This is a genomic window from Blastomonas sp. CCH1-A6, assembly GCF_001556365.1.
Taxonomy (GTDB): Bacteria; Pseudomonadota; Alphaproteobacteria; order Sphingomonadales; family Sphingomonadaceae; genus Blastomonas; species Blastomonas ursincola.
Window position 1 is genome coordinate 1 of sequence record NZ_LSIS01000521.1, and the last position, 883, is coordinate 883.

Genomic DNA, 883 nt, shown 5'->3' on the forward strand with positions numbered 1-883 from the left:
GGCTCTGTTGCAAACTCTGACACGGTTTCCAAGATTGGGCTCATGTACTGTCAAGGTCAGTTGCGATGAACGATTTCAAAGGACGGCATTTTACCGGCGAGGTCATCCTATGGGCGGTGCGCTGGTATTGTCGATACGGCATCAGCTACCGTGATCTCGAGGAAATGCTGTCCGAGCGTGGGATCGATGTCGATCATACGACGATCTATCGCTGGGTGCAGCGCTACGCGCCGGAGATGGAGAAGCGTCTCCGCTGGTTCTGGCGGCGCGGCTTTGATCCGAGCTGGCGTCTGGATGAGACCTACGTAAAGGTGCGGGGCAAATGGACCTACCTGTACCGGGCGGTCGACAAACGGGGCGACACGATTGATTTCTATCTGTCATCGACACGCAGCGCCAAAGCGGCGAAGCGCTTTCTGGGCAAAGCTCTTCGTGGCCTGAAGGACTGGGAAAAGCCGGCCAAACTCAATACCGACAAGGCACCCAGCTACGGCGCAGCAATCGCTGAGCTGAAACGCGAAGGCAAACTGGCGGCGGAAACCGAGCACCGGCAGGTGAAATATCTGAACAACGTGCTCGAGGCCGACCACGGCAAGCTGAAGATGCTGATCAAGCCGGTACGTGGCTTCAAGTCGATGCCAACGGCCTACGCCACGATCAAGGGCTTCGAGGTCATGCGCGCCCTACGCAAAGGACAGGCCCAGGCATGGTGCCTGCAGCCAGGTATCATGGGGGAGGTGCGCCTGGTTGAAAGAGCATTCGGAATTGGACCCTCGGCCCTGACCGAAACCATGATTATGCTCAATAAGCATTTCGCCAATGCTGCCTAATCCCCCAACTGGGTGACGCCGCGCGGCCGTGCCCCATGTTTGCAACAGAGCCG

1 protein-coding gene is annotated in these 883 nt (G+C 58.1%); it reads left to right on the plus strand.

Annotated features, from left to right (window positions below):
- Positions 1–65: 65 nt before the first annotated feature.
- Entirely contained in the window at positions 66–830 is a 765-nt protein-coding gene (locus AX735_RS22685) for an IS6 family transposase (protein ID WP_006949122.1), read from the plus strand.
- The last annotated feature ends 53 nt before the right edge of the window (positions 831–883 follow it).

Bases quoted from the DNA above. Each gene is read 5' to 3' on its own strand.
- AX735_RS22685 (WP_006949122.1), top strand. From the start codon at position 66: ATGAACGATTTCAAAGGACGGCATTTTACCGGCGAGGTCATCCTATGG.